Source organism: Rhodohalobacter sp. (genome assembly GCF_034521535.1).
GTDB lineage: Bacteria > Bacteroidota > Rhodothermia > Balneolales > Balneolaceae > Rhodohalobacter.
Genome location: NZ_JAXHMF010000002.1, coordinates 455,253 through 476,979 on the forward strand (window position 1 = coordinate 455,253; position 21,727 = coordinate 476,979).

Consider the following 21,727-nt stretch of genomic DNA (forward strand, 5'->3'; position numbering starts at 1 on the left):
TCAAAAGCCATTGGAGCAAAAAACTTCCAAATTTCTCCATCCGGAGGTTTTGCAGTAAATCTACTCGCCACGATATGGAACACCGTTCGTAATCCATGCCGGTGCAGGGTCACCTTTCAGATAGTGATCCATATACTCCTTCATTTTCATTGCATAATCCAGCCGGTTCGCCATTTTTTGCAAGTGGTGCGGTTCGTCATGATATTGCAAAAAGACGGACTCCTTTGCATTACGTCGGAGAGCTAAATAGAGCTCAATGGACTGATACCACGGCACAGCTTCATCGGCATCGCCGTGCTGAATCATGATTGGAGTATTAATTCTGTCGGCAAAGAAAACCGGTGAGTTTTCGATGTAGGGCGCTAAATTCTCCCACATACTTACACCCAATCGGCTCTGAGTCTGCTCGTACTGAAACTGTCTTGCAAGGCCTGAACCCCATCGAATACCGCTGTATGCACTGGTCATGTTACCCACCGGAGCACCAGCCACGGCTGCTGCAAAAATATCTGTTTGTGTTACAACTTGAGCCGTCAGATAGCCGCTCCATGAATGTCCGTGTAAACCGACCGCATCCGGGTCAGCAACTCCCATTTCGATCAGCTTTTGTACACCCGGAACCAGGTTTTTGGTCGCAGAATATCCCGGTATCGGTACATCAAACCAAACATCAGGCAGAAAAACAGCATAACCGTCGCTCGCATATTGAGCAAGATTCGGCCGGTGATTGGTTACAGGCGTATTGAAATCGTGCAGACGCTGCGAAAATCGCTCGTAGTAGTAAATAAATACGGGATATTGTTTATTTGGATCGTAATCGCCCGGATAGATCAAGATCCCCTGCACGGTTTTTCCATCCATATTCAGCCAGTCAATTAGCTCCGCCTCTCCCCAGGCATATCGATCCAGGAGATCTTCGTGCAGATTCGACACTTTAGCCGGACTGCGAAATCTACGATCTGATGCCACCCACAGATTCGGGTATTCCTGATAGGTTTGCTGTGTGAACAAAATGGCGTCATCATTCACTGCAGAAGCTACAATATCAAAGCGTTTTTCATCCTCCATTATTCGACTCGTCCCGGTTCGCCCAACACGCGCTTCATAAAATCCGTAGTTCTTATCCAAGTCATGAAACATAGTTAGCAACAGTCGCTCAGTTCGTCCAAACGTCTCCTTATCCGGATCCAAATCGCGGATTCTGAAAATCCGGTTCTCTTCACGGCCTTCAGTAATTCTGAAATTCTCACCGGTTCGGGTATCGAATTGCCAGATATCAAATTTGTCATTGATCAATACCGCGCGGTCGTTATCGGTCCATCCTGCTATACCGTAAGAACCGGGTGGCTGGGGGCGGTCGTTATCCTCATCATAGAATGGAGTTTCAATATCAGCCGTAAGGTTTCTTGTGGCGCCGGTCCCCGTTTGTTTCAGATGCCAGTCAGCACCGTCAAACCAAGCTGCATACTCCCCATTTGGAGACAGTTCAGCCCCAAATCGTTGCTGTTCCAGGAACTGTTCCGCTTCACCCGTTTGAAGATCAATCAGATAGTAATCGCGATAGGTCCCATCCCAGGTTCGCAGTTTCTGATATGGAAGATCAGACGAACCCAGCGCTTTACCGGTATGATGAACCGGTCGTACATCGGGAATCTCCTGAGTTGCAAGCTGAACCGATCTCCCTGAATCTAAATGGTAAACAGCCGTGTAGAGATGATTCTTCCTGCTGTTCCATGTCACTCTTTCATGAGTTTTGATCTGTGGATCATCCCAGTGCCAAACATCTCCTTCGATTTTTTCCAGGATTCGATCAACATCATATAAATTTTCAGCAGTCAGTGAATCGGGTTCAGACCTGTCTTCATCCAAGGCAACCATTCCGGCATCCATCACACCATAAAATATCCGGTTTCCGTCTCTGGTCCAGGTCAGATTGTTATTTGGCCGCAATCGATAACCATCTGCTACATCCTCAGCTTCAACAAGTGTTTCAAATTCTTTGCTTGATGCCGTCCAGGTTTGAATCACTGCATCAGATGGGTAAAATTCAAATTCAGGATCAAAATTGCTTTGTGTAAATGCCAGAACTGATTCACTGTCGTTCCAGCTGAGGTTTGAGTAAAAGGAATGTTCATCACCGATAATTTTTTCCGGACTTTCATTTTCGGACTTCAAATCTAAAACATAAAGCCCATTCTCCTGTCCGGATGTATCAACAACCGAATAGGCGAAATAGGATGATGTGCTGTCCATTTCTGCCTCATTCACAAAAGGCATCGAATGTTGCTGATTATTCTCCAGATTTAAAACGGTAACCGGCAGACCAATCTCGGAATTTTTAAACTCTCCATCGCTAACTTCTTTGGTTTGATGATGATGTATCATCACCCATCGCCCGTCATTTGAAAAAGAGAAATTTCTAACTTCTTCGAACTCCATCGTCTCTCCTGAGGATGTGTTCAGCAAAGTCAGTCCCTGTTTGGGACCGTTTTCACCTGCGTTTTGAGCTTCGATATAAGGTGGCTGAACAAGAGTTCCGGCCCATTTCCCATCAGAGCTTATTTGCGGACGTTCTCCTCGCTCTATCGTAAACTCGTGGCGGCCATCAACACTCTTCACCACCACTTTTCCATCGCCGATTTCCGGCCAGACACCATATGCCACCCAGTTTCCATCGTCTGAAATGACGGGTGATTTGATGTCTTCAAATTTCATGACATCCTCAAATGTAAGCTGTCCCTGAGCCTGAACAGTTTGATTAAAGAATATCACTGAAAGTAGTGTGGAGAAAAGGAAAAGATATAGAGATTTCTTTAGTAACTGATTTAGCATCGAATCCGGATTAAGTTTTAATTGATACCGTAATCTAACAATCGAAGATGTAAAAAAATGAATATCTATTATTAACTGAAGATATCCGTTTTGGACAGACAAAAATCTACAGGCGAACCTTTAATATCTCATCCCATCGGGTCGTGTATTTCGGACTCAGAAACTGCTGTTTCATTTGCCAGGGCTGATCAATGCCCGATGAAGCCGAATGGAGAGTACGCTTTCCAAACCTGGAATTGATATGATCCAAGCTCTCCATCAGTGATTTTTTCTGATGTGAATAGTCCACTTCAGAAAAAAGTCCGGTTTGAATTTCAGAATCAGGTACCAAACCGGTTAGCATCACCCACGCTTTTTTATATTTCCTTCCTTTCTCAAAAAGATGAATGGCGCACTTTCTTGCAATTGAGATCAAAGTAGTTACATCTGCCGTTGGCGTTTCCAGATCCACACTCAATCCGAACTTATAGGGTAATCCGGGGTTTGAGTATTTGTCAGTCACCAAAGTCACCGTAATCATTCCTGCCAGGCTGCTCTGTTTTCTCAACTTCTCGGATGCCCGCTCTGTAAACGATGATACAGCTTCAACCAGGTCATTTACTTGATAGACCGGGCGGCCAAATGATCTCGAGCTCAAAATTCCCTTCCGCTGATCAACAGCGTGCTCAATCTCCAGGCAAGAATGACCGCGCAGCTCCCACGCCGTTCGCAAGCCGGTCACTTTCATCTGGCCCCGGATCCAGGAATCGGGCTGCTGAATCAGATCCCAGGCGGTAAAAATCCCATATTTCTGCAGTGTTTTTGAATAATTTCTTCCAACTCCCCAAATATCATCTACCGCTGTACTTTTCAATAAATTCCGGTGATCCCGTTTTGAGCGAAGCGCCATCACGCCTTCCAATTTCTTATCAGATTTCGCCGTTTCGTTAGCGAGCTTGGCAAGTGTTTTTGTCCGGGCTAATCCCACCGAAACCGGAATTCCCGTCCACTGCAAAACCTTTTTTCTGATCTCTCTTCCTTTCTCGATGATCTCCTGATGATCGCGGCCCGAAATTTCCGCAAACGCTTCGTCAATGCTATAGACCTCCATATTGGGCGTCACAGTTTGAATGGTCTCCATCACCCGACGGCTCATGTCACCGTAAAGCGCGTAGTTTGAAGAGCGAACTGCAATATTATGGCGATTTACCCGCGGACGAACTTTAAATTCGGGCACTCCCATTTCAACTCCACACTCTTTTGCTTCGTTAGAACGTGCAATCACACATCCGTCATTATTGGAAAGGATGACAACCGGGCGGTTTCGAAGAGATGGATCAAAAACCCGCTCACAGGAAGCATAGAAATTGTTACAATCGATCAGAGCAAAAGCCGAGGGCATAAATCAAATTCTGATGGTTACTACACAGCATGCACTACATGCGTCACTTTACCCCAAATCACCGTATCCTCATCAAAATTGACCGGCCGGTAACTTCCATCTCCGAAAAACAGGTACCATTCATTGAAGCGTCTCTCAACTCTGCATATGGTAATTTCTCCATCAATGACGGCCAAAACCAACGAATTATTCTTGGGAGCCTGTGATCTGTCAACCACCAATAGATCCCCGTTTTCTACACCAAGTGCACTGTTCGACTCCCCTTCAACCCGACTGAAAAATGTGGACGCGGGATGTTTTACGATATGCTCATGCAAATTGAGCCGGCTCTCCAGATGATCGGTTGCCGGTGATGGAAATCCGGTTTCATTCAATCCTGTCGTTTGAGATTCTTTTTCTGCAATTTTGGGATAGGCGATAGCTGCTTTCATAGAGTAAGTCTTTTCGGGTTAACACATATCTAATATATGTGTGAATAATGTTAAATGACAATATTTTGTTCATTTATTTAAAAAGATCTATGCCTCTGCCATGCTTGCTTTTAGTTTTGATGAATGAATAATCTTATCCAATATGTGGACATAGACTCTTCATCTCTGTGCTTCATCCCACACATATCACAGCAAAAAATGCAGTTTGTAAATATGTACACACATCCGGCAGATTTCTGCTATTTTGAAGAGCGCTGAAAATTGAATTCATAAACTGATTTATGTCTCTGCTGCTTGTCTCTAAAAACAGAAATCTGAAGCCGTATAAGGAGGCTCTTCTCGAGCTTGATCCAAATTTGGATATAGAAATATGGCCGGGAATCAGTAAACCTGAAAAAGTGCAATTTGCCGTGGCGTGGAGACATCCGGCCAACCTGTTTGAAAAGTTTCCCAACCTGAAAGTGATCTCATCTTTAGGCGCCGGAGTTGATCATCTTCTTAAAGACGACACCATTCCTGAATCCATCCGGTTCACCAGAATTGTTGCTCCATCCCTCTCAGGACAAATGGCAGATTACGTACTTACGGCCGTACTGAATATTATCCGGAAAACGGATCACTATATCGATCAGCAGCGAAAAGCCGTTTGGAAACCTTTAGAGTCACTCAAAAAAAGCGACATAACGGTTGGTGTGATGGGCCTGGGTGAAATAGGATCAGAAGTTGCCGAAATGTTGAAAAAAAATGGCTTTTCGGTTTGCGGGTGGGCAAGATCCAGGAAATCAATTGATGGGGTAAACTGCTATACAAAAGGTGAACTCGGTGCATTTTTAAATCAAACAAATATTGTTATTTGTCTTCTTCCGCTAACTCCTGAAACAAACGGAATTTTAGACCTCGATCTTTTCAAAGGACTCAAAAAACCGGCTTATTTAATCAATGTTGCCAGGGGTGAGCATTTGGTTCAGGAAGATTTGATCTATGCCTTGGACACCGATTTGATTCACCACGCCACTCTCGATGTTTTTTCACAAGAACCCCTGCCGGAGTCTCATCCCTTTTGGGGACGTGAGAAGATTACTATCACTCCACACATTGCGTCTGTAACCGACCCAAAGGAATCAGCCGAACTGATCCTGGAAAATTACAAGCGAATGCTTTCCGGAATGGAGCTGTTGCATAAAGTTGATAGAGAAGCGGGATATTGATGACACCCCAGTAAGAACACTATCGATGGTTAGACAGGTAAAATTGATCTAACTTAGCCAGCAGTGCATAATTCAATCAACCTCCCCTGCCTTAATGAGGTTGTCCAAAAAGGCAGTGTACTTCAATAACCGCTTAAATAATTTAGGCTATTTTCAGACTCACCCTATTTCCCTCTCTAACTAATAGAGAGGGATTTGTCGTCAAAATTATTTAAGCTCGATTACTTTTGCTTTTACCTTTTGGACAGCCTCAATCTTTCGCCTATTTGAACTAGATATCTTTCTCACATTCGTGGCACGACTTAGAGTCTTGCCACGAGCAACTAGTTCGGATAAAGCAAATCCGCCTGAACACATAGAGTGATCTAACTGTGGCTTATCTCCTTCGGATTACACCGGCCGGCAGACTTTCATTTCTCTCGCCATTTTCGATGACGGTTACTCCATTGACCAACACCCAGTCAAACCCTTCTGCCGGCTGATGTGGATTTTCAAAATCTGCGGTATCTCTTACGTTCTGAGGATCAAAAATGACTAAATCGGCTGCAAATCCCTCTTTGAGCATTCCACGTAGAGTCTCCACTTTATCAGGATCGCTCAAGCCAAGCAGCTCAGCCGACTGACCGCTCATTTTGTGAACCGCTTCTTCGAGAGTAAGCAGCTCTTCTTCAACCACATATTTTCGAATGATTTTGGCAAAACTTCCATATCCCCGCGGATGGCGCATTGTCGGGCTGCCGTCCGAACTGACCATTACATACGGATCCTGCAAAAATCGCCGCATCACATTCTCGTTCATCACAAAATATGCAGCACTTGCACCTCTCGGACCAATGTCGTCGATCAGCACATCTTCAAATGGTTTATTGAGAGAATCTGCGACTTCGGCCAGCGTCATACCGGCCCATGGTGCCGTTCCAAAAAGTGTCGCCTCGGGACCGTTTCTCATATTTACTCGATTCTTCAAATATTCAGCCAATTCATCTCTTCTATCGGCAACAATTTGATCATAATCCCCTTCGGTAGCCCAGTCGGGAAACACAATCCCAATCCCCGTAAAACTGGCCGCGTAGGGATAGACATCAGCCGTAATATTTACACCCCGCTCCCGCGCATCATTTAGCAGCTGCAGCACATCCTCCGCTCGTGAGGGTTCATTTCCGTAAACAATTTTGATATGTGAGACATGAACTTTTGATCCGGACTTTTCACCTTGCTCAATCAGTTCCCGAATTGAATCTTCAATCTGATCATCATCCTCATTTCGCACATGACTCATCACTACTCCGTCATATTCAGCAACTACTTCGGCCAGTGCTACCAGTTCATCCATCGTGGTATAGCGGCCGAATTCATACTCCAGACCCGTCGTCATTCCAAACGAGCCGGCCTCCATTGAAGACCGCAGCAGATCAATCATTTCTTTCAGATTACTCTCCGGGAGGTCCGGATCTTGAGGTGCGTTTGTAAGTTGACGAAGTGTACCGTGTCCTTTAAAATGGAGAATGTTTGTTCCGGTGCCGGCTTCATCTACTCTTCTCATCCAATCAGATACATCTTCAACCGCAACACTTCCTCCGTCCTGTCCAAGGCTGATCGTTGTCACGCCCATCGACAGGAAATTATTAAATTCGGGTGTGTCAAGCGGATTGCCGTGTGAATGAAGATCAATAAAACCGGGAGCGACCACCCTGCCGTCTGCGTCAATTACAGTAGCGTTTTCATATCGTTCAGCTTCTACAGTTCCAATCTGTTCTATGATACCGTTCCGGATCAAAAGATCTCCATCAAACCGATCCCCGGCAGTTCCGTCAATAATTATTGCATTTGTAATGATGGTTATATCACCTGATTGATCTATCGGGTTACAAGCCGTTGTTGTGAAATTCAAGAACAAAAGCAGCAGATAAAGTATCAGATATCGTATAGACATAGGTATTTGGATGAAATTGATGCTCAATATTTGTAAAGCAGAATATTAGATAATTCTGATTGTAGCAAAGTAGTTTTTAGAAATATCCGGAAAGCCATTGATCACTCAATGAAAACAGATAATTATCGTCACGCAGATAATTGGGTTCATCTGAATATTACGCTTTTCCAATTCTCCTGTTAAGATGGAAAATTGTATTAATTTATTGATGCTCAATACTATTCAACACTACTTCCCACTATTTTCAAGAGTTACATAACATGATCGAACAACACGATTTACTGGATCGCGCGCTGGCTACAGCCAAGCTTGGAGTATGGACTTACGACCAAAATCTCTCCATTTTTCAGCTGAGTGAAAACGCCCGGGAAATTTTTGAAGTTGAAACCAACAGGCTTACTGATATATCAGAACTGTTGCACAGGTTTGCCTCAGATCACGACAGAAAAAAATATAAATCTTGTCTTGAGAAAATTATTGAAACCGGTGAGCCTCAGTCCGGAATATTTCAAATTGTCTGCAAAAACAACAATACAAAGTGGGTACGGTGTATCGGACAGCCGGAGCAGAACTACAGCATCACAAAATCCGTATTTGGAACCGTTCAGGACATAACAGATCACATAGAAACAGAACGGAAACTTGCAGAAACTCAGCAAAAATATGAGCTGATGGCCAAGAATTCTTCCGATGGCATTATCATCATCGACAGAGAGGTGACAACCTTTGCTTCGCCAGGTTTCCTACGTTTAATGCGATACGATACGTTTGAAGACTATCTGAAAGCAACTCAAGGTTCACTCAGGCCGGTAATTCACCCGGATGATAAACCCGGAATAAAAACTAAGTTTAAACAAAAGATCAGTGAACAAGCAGATACAGGAACGTATCAGTTTCGAGCCTTGACCGGTGATGGAACCTACATTTGGAGAGAAGATCATGTAAACTATCAGTACGACAGTAAGGGTCACCTGGAGAAAACATATGCCGTTTGCCGTGATGTAACAAAGCGAAAGCAGACTGAGAAAAAACTTCGGAAGTTGATTGAAGACAAAAACTGGCTGGTTTCAACGATTGTGCACGATATACGAAATCCGATATCGGCCGGAGTTTCGCTGAACAGTGTTCTTCTGGAGGAGATTGAAGACGAGGAACAAATAAAACTGATCAGGGCTGCCAACGAACGGCTTGAAAGTGCGCTTTCACTTGCTGCAGAACTCCTGGAACTCTCTTCGATGGAGGACGAGAATTTTGTTTTAGAGAAAGAGCCAACTCATCCAAGTCAATACCTATCCGGTATCATTGAATCCTTTCAGACCACAGCCGAAGAAAATGGAGTAGAGCTGATTTTTGATGAAAAGTTGAATACCGAACAAATTCTTCTGAACCAAGAGAAAATACAGCGTGCATTAAGTAACCTGATTAGCAATGCGCTTAAATTTACCCCAAAGGATGGACGCGTAACACTGAGTGCTATTTTGCATGAGGACTTTATGCAGATAGAGATCTCCGATACAGGAATTGGTATCCCAGCGGAACATCTTCCCACCCTCTTCGAAAAATTTACAGAAGCCAAACGCGAGGGACTGCACGGAGAAACAACCACCGGACTTGGACTTTCCATAACCAAGCAGATCATCGAACTGCATGGAGGTTCAATAACCGTATCAAGCGCTGAGGGTGAGGGAACAACGTTTACCATAAAATTGCCCCTGTCTTAAAAGAATTATTCAGGCCACATCCACATTGGTTCTTCGCAAGGAAAAGGTTTTCTTAAGTGTATGATGTTGAGATTACTACAAATCACTCTGCTTTTACTTCTAATGTGCGCCTGCTCGCGCAGCGATCTGGGTGAAGCTCCACTGCCCGACAACTACCAAGAACAATTTGACGAATGGCAGAACAGCAGAATGGAGAGCCTGACCAATCCAACCGGATGGATGCGGCTTGCCGGAATGTATTGGCTTAAGGAAGGTGAAAACAGCTTTGGAACCGGCGAACAAGCAGACATCAAATTTCCTGAAAGCGCCCTTCCTGAGTATGCAGGTGAGTTCATTTTAGCTGAAGGTAACGTGCTTCTGCAAGCAGTCGATGGAGTTGAGTTTGTTCACGATGAAACATCCTTTCAACAAAAAGAAATTTATGATGGCGAGGAAGCCCTGTCCATTCAATATGATTCTCTTGAATGGTTAGTAATCGAGCGAGGAGATCTGATTGGAATTCGTCTTTACAATAAAGAGAATCAAAAAGTTGATGAATTCACAGGATTCGACCGGTATCCTATTGACCCTGAGTGGCATTTAAGAGCTAAATTTATTCCTGCCGATGACGGTGAAACCATTTCGATCGTCAATGTTTTGGGTCAGTTAATGGATGCTCCAACGCCGGGGACCATTGAATTTATGAAAAATGGGAAAGTTTATACGCTGGACGCCCAGGAGGGAACAGATCAAATGTTTTTGATTGTGGGTGACCTGACCAATCAAACCGAAACCTATCAGGCCGGAAGGTATTTATATATCGATTATCCGGAAGAGGGAAGCAGTTATACGGTTATTGATTTAAATAAACTCTATAACCCGCCTTGTGCCTATAATTTGTTTTCAACCTGTCAACTACCTCCGATACAAAACAGGTTAGATTTGGAAATTACAGCCGGCGAAAAACGACCTCAAGATTGGGAAGGACTTAAGTAGACAATTCGTTTATTCTACTTCTACCACTTCAAAGCGTACGGTCCGGTTTTTTTGCTGACCGGTGACTACATCCTCAACATTTACGCGAAGATCGTACAATCCGGGCGAAAGCTCTGCGGTTTCAATTTCCAGATCTTCCACAACTCTTGAGTATTCATTCACAAAATTGAGGGTAAGCACAAATTCACTCTGATCCGTTAGTACATTTCCGTCTTCATCTACCGGATGTATTCGATATGTCAGTTCAAATTGTGTAAAATTATCATCCCGAGGTTCGAGGTTATATACCTCAAAGTGAAGTACGAGTGTTTCTTCAAACGGAATAACTCCATCGTTGGCTACGATAAATGAAAATGGTTCGGTAAACTGCTCGGTTTTCTGATATCCAAGAATCAAGTCGGCCATTTCCAGTGAGTCGGGATGTGAAACTAAACGAGCAGGCTGGCGAAATTGAACCTTCCCTAGTCCTCGCAGAGCCGGGTTGAATGGTGTTTCGTAAACCGCTTTGGTTTCCGGATTAAAATTTAAAAGTTCCGCCGATGCCGCTTGATAAGACCTTCCTTGGTGATCTTTCTCAACAATAGTGCGCGACCGGCTTCTGTTATCACCACGGTCTAAAATTAATGGCGGGTTATGAGTTTCTGTACCGATTATATTCCAGGAGTCATCGTAAGTTTGAATAACGTGTTTCAGCTCATAGTAGTTAAAGATCTCGCTGATATCTTTCCCGTTTGTTAACTCAGACTCCTCAATATCATATCTCCCCCGGTTTCTGTGATAATCTATTAGAAATGCTTCGCGGGCCGTGCTTTCTATAAACGTCATGATTTTAGGATTCGACTCCTCGTCCAAAAATCGATATTGATAGATATTTAAAGGAATTTCCGGAATTTGGTCTGAATACGTGGATTTTTCGACCGGAGCTTTAGCAGCTCTCTGGTTTAGCATGTCAACACTTTCAGCCCTGAACTCCATATCCAGACTTCTGAATGCCTGACCGCCCTGCTCCAAAACCGCTTCCTGAAGGCTGTTCAATCGTTCCTGAAAATAGGTGTCAACCTGTGCAAGCTGTTCATAATAGAGCAGCTGCAGCATTAGCGCAGGTGTAAGTCCTGCACGGGTAAACTCCAGCTCATCACCCTGCCTCTCCCGCTCAGGATTAAATGCACGTTCAGGAATAAAACTATTTATTCCTTGCTGCATAACAAATTCGTCACTGTTCACATCTGTCCCAAAAACGTATATCAAAGGTTCGGCTTGACCGGCTGTAACACCCTCGTAAAACCAGATCTCATATTCCGGATATCGGTGAAACTGATAGATAGCATCCTGCAATCGATTGATCTGTATATCCGATGCAAACTCTCTTTCATGCTCATCTTCACCCGACATTTCAGCCCGTTCACTTCTGCTGTAAGGATTCACCTGATTTTGAAGCCAATTCCTAATATTCAGGCTTTGAAGGGTTAAAATTCCACTCTTGGTTCTGTCAGGTTCTCCATATCGAATGTAAACCAGGGCTCTGTCATCAGTATTGTAAACCGTATTGTTGTTCTTAGTAAAACGTTGCTGTGCCTCGGCAATTCTCTGCCAGTGTTCAATTAAACGCTCATTCGAAAGACGGGCAGGTGTTGGGTCCGCCTGAACCCAAAAACCTCGCATATCCACTCCCAGCCTGTCACTTTCGTCGCTCCACCAATTTGTCCACTGACGATAAATCCCCTCTCCAATAATTGGTCTCATGCGATCTATTTCACGACGTATTACCACCCGGCTATCCATTCCTGTTCCATCTGTTAAAGCGCGGTAATAAACTTCCGTAGCTTGATCGAAATACTCCTGCAATCCTACTTCGGTAACCGTTTTGATATACTCTATGCCAATTCGGGCATCCACATCTCCCGTTTCTTCGTAGGCCTGATACCAGATATCCAGCGCACGGGTTACATTATCGCCGTACAACTCTTCTAAACCCCGCTCATAGGCTCCTTGTTGTTGAGCATTCGAAAGATCCGTGAGGATCAGCAAACAGATTGCTGCAGCTGATATAAGTTTGTATATAGAAGTTTGTCGCATAAGGCTGCACAAATTAATGGATTTTACTCAAAATACCACTCTTAATGGTTTAGATTTTCAACCGGTACCGGCAATTATTTTGATTTTTCAGGACTTCGATTATCCATACAGCCACGTTTATTTCTATATCTGTATCAGCGATTAATCTATTACTGAGTTTTAAAGGATATTATTCCGACAAAAGGCTCAAATTTTGTACCTTTATTTCAAATCAAAAACGACTGTTTATGGCTGAAAATTACCGCGCCCTTACACGAAAATACAGACCGCAATCTTTCGATGATATTGTATCGCAAGACCATGTAAGCAGCACGCTGAAAAATGCGATCAAGCAGAATCGTATTTCTCACGCCTATATGTTTAGCGGTCCGCGGGGAGTCGGTAAAACCACAATGGCCAGGGTACTTGCCCGCACCATCAATCAGATTGACAATTCCGTTGACGGAGAGTCACTCAATCAAACCCTGAATATTGTGGAAATTGATGCGGCTTCCAACAACAAAGTTGAAGATGTACATCAACTGAGGGAGACGGTTCGTATTCCTCCGCAAAACGGCCGCTACAAGGTATTCATTATTGATGAGGTTCATATGCTGAGTAAGCAGGCTTTCAACGCCCTGCTCAAAACGCTGGAAGAACCTCCCTCTTACGCCATCTTTATTTTTGCCACAACAGAGCCGCATAAGGTACTGCCCACAATTTTATCAAGGGTTCAGCGATTTGATTTCAAAAGGATCAGTGTTGATGAAATTGTCCAGCGATTGAAAAGTATCTGCGTCGATGAGGATATTACCATTGATGACGAGTCGCTTCACGTAATTGCCAAAAAAGCTGACGGCGCACTGCGCGATGCTCTTGGGTTGATGGATCAGGCGATCGCGTTTTGCGGCACTACCATAAAGCACGAAGAACTGTTGCAGGCGTTAAACGTGGTGGGTCACGATCAGCTTTTTGAATACACGGACGCCATTCAAAAACAGGACTCGAATACCGGGCTTGATCTGATCGACCGACTCATCAAAAACGGTGTGGACATCCAGGAATTTTTAGTATCTCTGACTGAGCACCTTCGAAATCTTTATGTGGCGCATCAGTCAGATAAGATGTATTTGGTAGAGGCTACTGAAGAGACGAAAGAAAAATACAGGGAGTCGGCAAAGCAGTTTTCCGACGAAGAGTTAATCAGAATGCTGCACCTTGTGAGTGAAGCACAGGTCAAAATCAAAGATGTTCAGCAGCCGCGGATTCACTTCGAAATTCTGATGCTGAAACTAATTCACATGGGTCGTACCAAAGAGATCAATCAGCTCATAAGCGGACTGGAACAGTTAAAAAAAAACGGCAGTAATCAAATAGAGAGTGAGCCTTCTGTTCAAAAAAGCACAGACTCTGATTCTAAAAAAAATTCGCCAGCTAAATCAGAACCCACTCCCGCTGCAGCTTTAGACGATAGCTCAGAAAAAGAAAATAAGCAGAGCCGGCCAAGTCCTGAACCGGAGAATAATCGATCCTCAAAAACTTCAGAGAACTCCGGCAGCATGCCCGATTTTGAGCAAGCTCCACATCCGGCCGGCACAGAAACTTCAACAATGGTAGAAGAAAAACCTGAGGAAGTTAAGGCTGAAGACCCGGATGAAGATTTTTTGACAATAAAACCTTCACTCGGATTTGTAAAAGGCATCAGCTCCTCAAACGGACAGGAGAAGAGTAAAGGAGCCAAGCATAATGATAAAAAAGCTGAAGCCCCTAAACCAAATCAACGCATTAAGTCGCTTGATGACATTGAGGCTTGCTGGAAAGAGTTTTTGAATAACGTGAAAGAAAACGCGCCTCAAATGCTCTACTTTCAGATTCTGCGTCTTAAATTAAAAGAATTGAAAGGTACAACGCTGATCGTATCTGTTGACAATGAGTTTGCAACAAATCTGGTGGAAGAGAACCAACAGATGCTATCCTCAATATTCAAGAAAATGAGCGGAACTTTTATCCGCTTCTCATGTAGGGTAGAGCAGGCAGAGGGCAAAAAAAAGGAGTCTATAAGTCCTTACGAGCGTTTTAAAGAGATACAAAAAGAAGATCCAAATCTTAAAAAGATTGTAAACTTGTTCGGAGCTGAATTAGAATACTGATATCATTGAGCTGCAGGCAATGATTTTAACCTGGATTTTTCACCAAGAAATTTGTGAATAATTCAGGTTAAAACATTTGTACATCTTTTTTTGTTATCAATCAGACAAACCCAAACTATTATAAACCAATTTTGATATGAGTGATTTTAATATGGCCGATATGTTCGGAAAACTGAATGACATGCAGGCAAAAGTAAAAGAAGCACAGGAAAAACTCGGCGAAGTTGTCGTAGATGCCGATGCCGGTGGCGGAATGGTGAAAGTAAAAGCCAACGGAAAACGAGAATTGATCAGCATCGATATCGATAAGGATGTCATTGATCCCGAAGATAAGGAGATGCTCGAAGATTTAGTGGTGGCAGGTGTAAATAAAGCCCTGGAAAAAGCTGAAGAAGCCGGTAAACAAAAAATGCAGGATGTCTATAAAGACATGATGCCCGGTGGCGGTATTCCCGGTATGGACATGAGTAAATTAGGGCTGTAAATTAAAAGTGCCCTCTTGAGAGGGCTCATTTTTTGAACGCGTAAGCGAATTTAGGGGGGTGTGAAATTAAGACAACTGATTTGATTTCACATTCATGACTATATCAAAACCCTGATGAACACACCCCTGAAACACTGCGTGTTTCTTTCCCCTCTCAAGAGGGGACTTTTGCTACCCATTTTTTCAAAAGATTATCACACATAACCAGATGCAAATAACCTCTGAAGTATTAGAACGTGCAATTGAAGAACTTGCCAAATTACCGGGCACGGGCCGGAAATCTGCTCAGCGAATCGCAATCCACCTCCTCAAACAATCTGACGAACGCGTTCTAACTCTTGCCGAATCTTTGGTACAGCTTAAAAAATCTGTAAAGCGATGTTCGGTTTGCGGTACCATCACCGATGAAGATCCATGCTCGATTTGCAGCAACCAAAAGCGAAAAACGGGAGTCATCTGTGTTGTTGAGGAATTTCAGGATGTTTACATCATCGAAAAAACGAACGAATTCCGGGGCCGATACCACGTACTCGGCGGAACCATCTCACCTCTGGACAACATCGGACCGGATGATATCCGTATCAAAGAGCTGCTGGATCGTCTTGCCGACGATGAAGAACCGATTGATGAAGTAATACTTGCTCTTAACCCGGATGCTGAGGGAGAAGCCACATCGTACTACATTAATAAATTGCTTCTCAATTACGATGTAAACGTCACCCGCATTGCCTACGGAATTCCGATGGGAACTGAGCTCGAGTTTATCGATGAAGCCACACTTAGCCGCGCTTTTGCCAGCCGTACATCATTTTAATTTCAATCCAACGTCTACTCTATCACAAAAACTGATACGATCATGTTAAAAATCAAACTCTCACTTATCATTACAGCTTCGTTGCTGATTTTCACATTTCTGACAACAGATAGCAGAGCTCAAGATCCGGGCTATTGGCAGCAAGCCGTAGAATATGAAATGGACATCGACTTTGATGTAGAAACCAACCGCTATCAGGGACAACAAAAACTGACCTATCACAACAATTCTCCCGATACGCTAGACCGCGTATTTTACCACCTTTTCTTCAATGCGTTCCAGCCAAACAGCATGATGGATAAACGATCCAGAACGATCGCAGATCCGGACCGCCGGGTACGAGACAGAATTTATCACTACGATGAAACCGAAATCGGTTATCAAAAGATTGACTGGATCAAACAGAACGGAGAGGAAGTAGATTTTACCGTGAAAGGCACCATCATGGAAGTTCACTTGAATGAGCCGATTGCTCCGGGTGAAACCGTTGTATTTGAGATGAAGCACGAAGCCCAGGTTCCGCTGCAGACCCGCCGCTCCGGTCGTGACAACACCGAGGGAGTTCGCTACTCTATGGCACAGTGGTATCCAAAAATTGCCGCTTATGATGAAAATGGATGGCATCCAAACCCATATGTTGGAAGAGAGTTTTATGCCCCATTTGGCACGTTTGATATTAAGATTCATATAGACCGTGATTACGTTGTGGCTTCCGGTTCCATTTTGCAAAACCCCGAAGAAGTCGGGCATGGATATGAAACCGCCGATATGCAGGTGAACCGCCCCGAAGGTGAAAAATTAACCTGGCATTTCCAGGCCGAAGATGTTCACGATGTGATGTGGGCTGCCGATCCTGATTACACTCACACTACAGCCCAGGTACCCGATGGGCCGCTCCTTCGATTTTTCTATCAGAAAGAAACGGTGGCTGAAAACGCACCCGAAGAGCGTCAAAGTGATCTTCTTGCCAATTGGGAGGCTCTGCCCGAACTCACCGTTAAAGCGTTTCAGTATATGAGCGAAAACTATGGGGATTACGCTCATGATGAGTACATCGTCATTCAGGGAGGAGACGGTGGTATGGAATACTCAATGGCCACACTAATTACCGGCAACAGAAACCTGAGAAGCCTGGTTGGTGTAACCGTCCATGAGTTTGTTCACGCCTGGTACGAAGGCGCGCTGGGGATTAATGAAACTAAAGATCAGTGGATTGACGAAGGCTTTACCAGCTACGCCTCATCATTTATCACAAATCACCTTTTTAATGACGGTGAAGGAGACCCGATGCTTTCAAGATATAATGGCTACGTGCGAATGGCCCAATCCGGGATGGAAGAACCTATGCATATTCACGCGGACCACTATGTAACCAACTCTGCTTATGGAATGGCCAGCTACACCAAGGGGGCCATTTTCCTGCATCAGCTTGGATATGTGATTGGCGATGACGCACTAAACCGATCACTTAATCGATTTTACGAGGAGTGGAAATTCAAGCATCCCACCGGATACGACTTTATTCGAATTGCTGAGCGCGAAAGTGATATGGTTCTGGATTGGTATTACGAATATTGGGTAGAAACAACCCACACAATCGATTACTCAGTTAATGCTGTCGATGAAAACAATGGCAGTACAAATATCACATTGGCAAAGAACGGTGTTATGCCGATGCCGCTGGATGTGGAAGTTGAATTCACCGACGGCTCCATTAAACATTACTATATCCCCTTGAGAATCATGTGGGGGCAAAAGGAGAATCCATACTCAGAAGTTGAACGTGAAGTGGCTGAAGATTGGCCATGGGTGTTTCCTGAGTATGAGCTGTCTATTGATAGACCGGCAGACGATATAGCCAGAGTCGAAATCGATCCTTCCGGAAGAATGGCGGACGTAGAACGAGCAAATAATGTTTGGGAAATGAACAGCAATAACCAGGAATAGATTTTCCTTTTGAAGGGAACCCGGGATAGTGTAGCCTCAGAGATGTACACTCCCGGCATAAGGATTCATTCCAAATATTAATACCGAACTCACTCAATAAAAAAATTCAACCTAACTCTTAAGCAACAGACTTTAGCTGTCCTTTGCGGACAGAAATATTATGACATACAAAACAAAAGACTACGGGAAAAAATCAGTAGAAGCTCATAAAAAATATGGTGGAAAAGTTGCCATTCACTCAAAAATGCCGCTCGACACACAGGAAGATTTAAGTATTGCCTACACGCCCGGGGTAGCTCAGCCTTGCCTTGATATTTCAGAAAATGCTGAATTGGCTTACGATTACACTTCTAAACAAAACACTGTTGCCGTAGTAAGTGACGGATCAGCCGTTTTAGGCCTTGGGAATATTGGCCCGGAGGCTTCTATGCCTGTGATGGAAGGAAAGGCCGTTCTGTTCAAAAAATTTGCTGACGTTGATGCTGTGCCGATTGTTCTGTCATCTCAGAACACAGAGGAGATCATCACGGCTGTTAAGATGATTGCACCAACTTTTGGAGGAATCAACCTTGAAGATATCTCTGCTCCGCGATGCTTCGAAATAGAGAAGCGACTCAAAGAAGAACTGAGTATTCCTGTTATGCATGACGATCAGCACGGAACAGCAGTAGTTACACTCGCCGGAATCATCAACGCTCTTAAAGTAACGGGTAAAAAGTTTGAAGATCTGAAAGTGGTGATCAACGGTGCCGGAGCAGCGGGCATGGCTATTATATATCTACTGAAAGAAGTTGGAGTGAAGCAGATTATCATGTGCGACAGCCGCGGGATCATTTATAAGGACCGGGGAGGCTTGACCAGTGTGAAAGAAGAAGCGGCAAAAATCACGAACGAAAATCAAATTAGAGGTGACTTAAGTGATGCCGTAAAAGAAACGGATGTATTTATTGGAGTGTCTGTGCCCGGCGTGCTCACAGCCGACATGGTCAGAACGATGAATAACGATCCGATTATTTTTGCCATGGCAAATCCTGTTCCGGAGATCATGCCGGCAGAAGCTGTTCAGGCCGGAGCCAGAATAGTTGCCACGGGACGTTCAGATTTCCCTAACCAGATCAACAATGTACTGGCCTTCCCGGGAATCTTCAGAGGCTTACTGGATGCACGGGCATCAAAGCTGACCAACAAGATGTATATCGCCGCGGCATATGCAATTGCCGAAGTTGTTAAGGAGCCGAATGAAGATAAAATCATTCCGGGTCCGTTTGATGAAGGAATCGCAGAAGCTGTTGCAGAGGCCGTTCGTAAAACAGCCGCGAGTGATTGATCCGATTCAGCTAAATTTTAGAATAAAAAAAGGCAGAGTTTTATTCTCTGCCTTTTTTGTATCATCACAATTTTTGAAAAACACTCAAAAAAAACTCGTGGCACGACTTCAAGTCGTGCCACGAGTAATAGCAAATAACATTAAGTCCCTACTACTTCTTAAACATCGTGCTGAATACAAAAAAGATATTCTCTTTTCTCTCTAACAAGCGACGTTTAAAGTACGGAAACCACATCGTGCCGTATGGCACATAGACCCGGGTATTATATCCATCTTTTGTGAGCTGCTCCATAGTCTCTTCACGAAGGCCATAGAGCATCTGAATTTCAAATCGTGCTTTGCCGATCTTTTTCTTTTCGGTATACCGCTTTACCCAATCAATCAGCTCATCATCATGAGTAGCGATTCGCGGGTAAGTAGTTTTCTCTAAAAGAACTTTAAAATACTCTTTAAACGCCTCTCGGATAGCCGGCATGTTTTGAAGAGCCACTCTTTCAGGTTCACCGTAAGCCCCTTTGCAAAGTCTAACATCAGCACCCAGTCCGGCAAGATCTGTGATATCCTCTTTTGTTCTGTGAAGATAAGCCTGAATGACAATGCCTACGTGTTTGCCATACTTTTTGAACGCCTCTTTAAAGATATCAATCGTCTGCTGTGTATAATCCGATCCTTCCATATCGATCCGAACAAAAGAATCCAATCGTTTAGCCTCGTCAAGTAATGTGTAAAGATTGTCTTTACAGTACTCACTGTCAATATCCAAACCAAGCATGGTCAGCTTGATTGATATAGTACTTTTCAATCCCGCTTCATGAATGTCATTTAGCAGCCTGATGTACTCCTTAACGGTATCATCCGCAGTTGTTTTCTTCTTTACGTTTTCCCCGAGAAGATCAAGCGTTACCTTAATTCCTTTCTTATTAAGTGTCTTAATTTTAGGAATTGTCGACTCAAATGTCTCCCCGGCAACAAATCGCTTTGCAAATACAAAAGGTAATTTCATGTCTTTTAATTATGGTAGATAATCGGTTCATATAATAATGAAATGAATAAACATAAACATCAGGCATTCCCTGATCAGTTCATTTTTTCCTTTGATTTTGAAACATCATCAATTTCCTTTTCGTAACAGAAATTAACATTGAACAAAAATCAAGAAAAGATGAAGAACATTATATCCCTCGATCAAAAACAGTTCTATTTAACTAAACTTATAATCAGTTCCATTATACTACTCCTGCTTATTCTTGGAATATTTTAAACGGACAATCCTATGACTCGGAAAATCACCCAGCTTCTTCTAACTCTTGTATTGCTACTTTTATGTTCACTCTCTTTAGCTTTTTCACAGAGTGAACAGGATGCATACAGGGTTGAAGTTTTTAATTCAACTGATATGCCTGAAATTGATATATCTACCTCAGGAGGTTTTATATCTGTTTTAGGGCATGATGAAAATGAGGTAAAAGTCGTTATGTACGTAAGACGGGGTGGAAACTACCTGTTCCCCTCAGATCATGATCTATCCGATTATGAAATAGATATCTCCCAATCCGGTAGTCGTATAATCGCATCCGCTAAACGGAAAAATGGTCTTACCGGGTTTTTCAGAAATAACAATATCTCCGTTTCATTTGAGGTATACGCTCCGGCGAACTCTACAGTAGAAGGAAATACCAGCGGAGGAAGTATCACCGTCGAAAATATTCACAACAATGTGAACATGAGTACAAGCGGCGGTAGCGTGAACGCAAAAGATCTAACCGGTAATATTGCACTCCGGACATCAGGTGGCAGTATTTCTCTCAAAAATCTGAACGGTATTATATCAGCCAGAACCAGTGGCGGTACTTTAAACATTGATGAGGTTTTTGGAACAGCTGATCTATCGACCTCCGGCGGTTCCATTCGTATTAGCGACAGTGGCGGTAAACTATCGGCAAGAACGAGCGGAGGCTCAATCAGAGCCGATTTGGAAGAGTTTTCAGATGACGTTGAATTGCGCACAAGTGGCGGCAATATTAGCATCACCTTACCCCGGACCGATCACTTTAATATGGAATTACGCGGGTTTCGGGTTAATACAGAGCTCCGTAACTTTACAGGCCAATCAGAACGTAACTCAATAACAGGGCGTGTTGGTAACGGCGGACCGCTGCTGGTTGCCCGCACATCTGGGGGAAGCGTATCCCTTGAGTATGAATAGGATACAACCATATTGGAAAAAGCAATTCTCTTAAAGTCTCTCAATTAAAAACTGAGAGACTTTTTTTATTTACGGGCTAAAATTATTTATTTGTTTGTGGACACACATATCTTTTTACTTTGACACATGAATTCTATTACTTTTGGTTTTGTAAATTTCAACACACTTACACGGAGACAATATGGGGAATGAAGAGACAGAACATGATGAGGAGTTTACTCCGAAAGGAGCTTTAGCATTTTTCATTGTTTTATTGGTATTCT

Annotated in this window: 15 protein-coding genes; 9 read left to right on the top strand and 6 right to left on the bottom strand. The window is 43.5% G+C overall.

The genetic code is table 11. From position 1 onward, the window contains the following. Positions 1-60 precede the first annotated feature (60 nt). From U5K35_RS04350 to U5K35_RS04360, 3 genes are all read right to left on the bottom strand, one after another. Positions 61-2,832 carry an alpha/beta hydrolase family protein gene (locus U5K35_RS04350; RefSeq protein ID WP_322570244.1) on the bottom strand — a complete coding sequence of 924 codons (2,772 nt, stop codon included), beginning with the start codon at positions 2,830-2,832 and terminating at the stop codon, positions 61-63. Between the two features lie 106 nt (positions 2,833-2,938). Continuing rightward, positions 2,939-4,213: a Y-family DNA polymerase gene (locus tag U5K35_RS04355; protein ID WP_322570245.1), complete on the bottom strand. Its 1,275-nt coding sequence runs from the start codon at positions 4,211-4,213 to the stop codon at positions 2,939-2,941. A gap of 20 nt (positions 4,214-4,233) precedes the next feature. Beyond that, entirely contained in the window at positions 4,234-4,644 is a 411-nt protein-coding gene (locus U5K35_RS04360; protein WP_322570246.1) for a translesion error-prone DNA polymerase V autoproteolytic subunit, read from the bottom strand. Positions 4,645-4,925: 281 nt separating this feature from the next. Between U5K35_RS04360 and U5K35_RS04365 the strand changes: the two genes are divergently transcribed. Then, positions 4,926-5,852: a glyoxylate/hydroxypyruvate reductase A gene (locus tag U5K35_RS04365; protein ID WP_322570247.1), complete on the top strand. Its 927-nt coding sequence runs from the start codon at positions 4,926-4,928 to the stop codon at positions 5,850-5,852. A 376-nt stretch (positions 5,853-6,228) separates the two neighbouring features. On the opposite strand, the gene U5K35_RS04370 is transcribed toward U5K35_RS04365, so the two are convergent. After that, a complete protein-coding gene (locus U5K35_RS04370; RefSeq protein WP_322570248.1) occupies positions 6,229-7,785 on the bottom strand; it encodes an N-acyl-D-amino-acid deacylase family protein in 1,557 nt (518 codons plus the stop codon). A gap of 260 nt (positions 7,786-8,045) precedes the next feature. Here U5K35_RS04370 and U5K35_RS04375 point away from each other — a divergent pair, with 260 nt between their 5' ends. Next, complete coding sequence (locus tag U5K35_RS04375; protein WP_322570249.1) at positions 8,046-9,506, top strand: PAS domain-containing sensor histidine kinase; 1,461 nt, start codon at positions 8,046-8,048, stop codon at positions 9,504-9,506. Positions 9,507-9,608: 102 nt separating this feature from the next. Further along, positions 9,609-10,481: a DUF1684 domain-containing protein gene (locus tag U5K35_RS04380; protein WP_322570250.1), complete on the top strand. Its 873-nt coding sequence runs from the start codon at positions 9,609-9,611 to the stop codon at positions 10,479-10,481. 9 nt (positions 10,482-10,490) lie between these two features. On the opposite strand, the gene U5K35_RS04385 is transcribed toward U5K35_RS04380, so the two are convergent. Next, positions 10,491-12,557, bottom strand: coding sequence for a GWxTD domain-containing protein (locus U5K35_RS04385; protein ID WP_322570251.1), 2,067 nt, complete (start codon positions 12,555-12,557; stop codon positions 10,491-10,493). A 227-nt stretch (positions 12,558-12,784) separates the two neighbouring features. On the opposite strand from U5K35_RS04385, the gene dnaX reads away from it, so the two are divergent. From dnaX to U5K35_RS04410, 5 genes are all read left to right on the top strand, one after another. Further along, on the top strand, positions 12,785-14,686 hold the full coding sequence (dnaX, locus tag U5K35_RS04390; protein WP_322570252.1) for a DNA polymerase III subunit gamma/tau: 1,902 nt from the start codon (positions 12,785-12,787) through the stop codon (positions 14,684-14,686). Between the two features lie 136 nt (positions 14,687-14,822). Beyond that, the gene (locus U5K35_RS04395; RefSeq protein ID WP_322570253.1) at positions 14,823-15,170 is read left to right on the top strand and encodes a YbaB/EbfC family nucleoid-associated protein; all 348 of its coding nucleotides are present in this window, start codon (positions 14,823-14,825) and stop codon (positions 15,168-15,170) included. Between the two features lie 208 nt (positions 15,171-15,378). Then, complete coding sequence (recR, locus tag U5K35_RS04400; RefSeq protein WP_322570254.1) at positions 15,379-15,984, top strand: recombination mediator RecR; 606 nt, start codon at positions 15,379-15,381, stop codon at positions 15,982-15,984. Positions 15,985-16,026: 42 nt separating this feature from the next. Further along, complete coding sequence (locus U5K35_RS04405) at positions 16,027-17,931, top strand: M1 family metallopeptidase (RefSeq protein WP_322570255.1); 1,905 nt, start codon at positions 16,027-16,029, stop codon at positions 17,929-17,931. Between the two features lie 160 nt (positions 17,932-18,091). Next, positions 18,092-19,258: an NADP-dependent malic enzyme gene (locus U5K35_RS04410; RefSeq protein WP_322570256.1), complete on the top strand. Its 1,167-nt coding sequence runs from the start codon at positions 18,092-18,094 to the stop codon at positions 19,256-19,258. Positions 19,259-19,409: 151 nt separating this feature from the next. Here the strand turns inward: U5K35_RS04410 and U5K35_RS04415 are convergent, their stop codons facing one another. Beyond that, the gene (locus U5K35_RS04415) at positions 19,410-20,261 is read right to left on the bottom strand and encodes a proline dehydrogenase family protein (RefSeq protein WP_322570257.1); all 852 of its coding nucleotides are present in this window, start codon (positions 20,259-20,261) and stop codon (positions 19,410-19,412) included. Between the two features lie 270 nt (positions 20,262-20,531). Between U5K35_RS04415 and U5K35_RS04420 the strand changes: the two genes are divergently transcribed. Continuing rightward, positions 20,532-21,464 carry a DUF4097 family beta strand repeat-containing protein gene (locus U5K35_RS04420; RefSeq protein ID WP_322570258.1) on the top strand — a complete coding sequence of 311 codons (933 nt, stop codon included), beginning with the start codon at positions 20,532-20,534 and terminating at the stop codon, positions 21,462-21,464. Positions 21,465-21,727: the final 263 nt, after the last annotated feature.